A 2,241-nucleotide genomic window follows, 5' to 3' on the forward strand; every position below is an offset into this window, starting at 1 on the left:
TCTCGGGGCCGCCTCTCGGCGGCCTTGCGAAAAACAAATCCAAGTTAGACCATTTCAAATGGTTCGATGTCTGCCCGGATGCGACACTGAAGTAAGTGTCCATCCTCGCAGTATCCGGTTCTCAAGGTGCACGCCTGGCGGCTGATCCGGTCCGACCGGGCCGCGCGGCAAGGAGATATATTGCCAGACCGGAGGGGCGCCGGGGGCGGGAATCTGGGTGTACACATTTCCTACACAATTTGGGATTCTCAGCTGTATTTAAAAGTAATAAAGAGGGGACCTCGTTTCCGAGATCCCCTCCTCCGTCTATCTATAGAAATAGGCTTTCAAAGCCTTAGGCCAAGAGCTTGCGACCGGACTCCTCGATCGCGTCAAGTGCTGCATCAGCCTCGGCGGCATCCGCGCCCTTAGCGAAGATGTACAGCTTAATCTTGGGCTCGGTGCCAGAAGGACGGACGATACCCTTGTTACCACCCTCGAGATCGAACTCAATGACATTAGCCTTCGGCAGGCCGTTCACGCAGGTGTTGTAATCCACGACGGCCTCAATCTTGGAACCGGCGAGCTCCGCGGGCGGGTTCTCGCGCAAACCAGCCATGATGCCGGCCATCTTTGCCGCACCCTCAGCGCCCGGATAGCTTAGCGAAATCGTCTTGTTGTGATAGTAGCCATACTTCTCGTACAGCTCGTGCATCGCATCGGCAAGGTTCTTACCCTGGAGCTTGTAATACTGCGCCATCTGGCAAATCAGAAGCGAAGTGCTCACGGCGTCCTTGTCGCGCACGTGGTCGCCGGCCAGATAGCCGTAGCTCTCCTCGAAACCGAAGATAAAGCGATCGACCTCGCCAGCATCGGAAAGAGAAGTAATGATGTCGCCGATGTACTTGAAACCCGTCAGGCAGCGGCGAAGCTCAAAACCGTACTCGTCGGCCAGAGCGTCAACCATGGCGGAAGAAACGATAGTAGTAACGGCAATCTTCTTAGTGAGGTCCTCACCGCGGGCAGCACGGGTCTTGCAGATATAGTCGAGCAGCAGAACGCCCATCTCATTGCCGGTCAGCAGCAGATAGTCATCGCCATTTTTAACGGCAACGCCAACACGGTCGGCGTCGGGATCGGTTGCAAGCAGCAAATCAGGGTGAACCTGCTCGCAGAGATCGATGCCCTTCTGCATGGCCTGACGGATCTCGGGGTTAGGATACGGGCAGGTCGGGAAATCGCCGTTAGGCTCCTTCTGCTCGGGAACAACCGTGACATCGGTGATGCCAGCGCGCTCGAGCACCGTAGTAACGGGAATGAGGCCGGTGCCGTTGAGCGGAGTGTAGACGAGCTTAAGCGGAGCGCCAGCGATCTCCTCGGCAGAAAGGTTAGTCACGCCGCGCGCGAGAACGGCGTCGTAATAACGCTCGAGGCACGAGTCGTCGATCCATTTAACCAGACCCTGCTCAAGAGCCTCATCAAAGTCCATGGACTTCACGCCGGTGAATGTATCGGTCTCGGCGATAGCCTTAGAAATTGCATCGGCGGCCTCGCTGGTGATCTGGCAGCCATCGGGGCCATAGGCCTTATAGCCGTTATACGGCGCTGGGTTATGGCTAGCGGTCATGCAAATGCCACCGGAGCACTTAAGATCACGGACGGCCCAGGAGAGCGTCGGCACAGGAGAAATCTTGGGATACACGAGGGCAGTCACGCCGTTTGCTGCAAGAATGGCAGCCGTAGTCTTAACGAACAGCTCACCTTTATTGCGGCTATCGCGAGCGATGGCGACCGTCGGATGCTCAAAGGTCGCATTGAGGTAGTCAGCGAATCCCTGGGTCGCACGACCGACCGTATAGATATTCATACGGTTAGTGCCCGCACCGATAGTGCCGCGAAGACCGGCAGTACCGAAGGCGAGATCCTGGAAGAAAGCGTCGGTGATGGCGTCCTCATCACCCTGCTCCTTCATCGTGTTGAGCTCAGCGAGGAGCTCCTCGTCCTTGACATTGGCAATCCAAGTATCAAGCAGCTCATGAACATCTGCCATGTGAGTCCTTCCGTCACAATCAATAAAACGACCCGTGTAAAAACAGGACAAGCGCAGCAGTGCGCTAAAGCAAATATTAGTCCATTGAGAACAGAGAACCGGCCAAAGAACGGTGAACGTCTATATTCAGCGGTGGATGATTAAATTGATTTAATTGCATAAGGAATGTTGCCCGTAAACGCAAAAAAGGGGGAGGCCGCGAGGCCTCCCCC

At 55.8% G+C, this 2,241-nt stretch carries 1 protein-coding gene; it reads right to left on the reverse strand.

What is annotated here, in order from left to right; all coding sequences use genetic code 11:
• Positions 1–334: 334 nt before the first annotated feature.
• A complete protein-coding gene (locus tag DW003_RS09770; RefSeq protein WP_118388877.1) occupies positions 335–2,029 on the reverse strand; it encodes a phospho-sugar mutase in 1,695 nt (564 codons plus the stop codon).
• Positions 2,030–2,241 lie beyond the last annotated feature (212 nt).

The sequence above is a fragment of the Collinsella sp. AF36-3AT genome, assembly GCF_003475205.1.
GTDB classification, from domain to species: Bacteria; Actinomycetota; Coriobacteriia; order Coriobacteriales; family Coriobacteriaceae; genus Collinsella; species Collinsella aerofaciens_AF.

Coding starts and splice junctions, on each gene's coding strand:
- DW003_RS09770 (WP_118388877.1), bottom strand. CDS start 2,029: ATGGCAGATGTTCATGAGCTGCTTGATACTTGGATTGCCAATGTCAAG.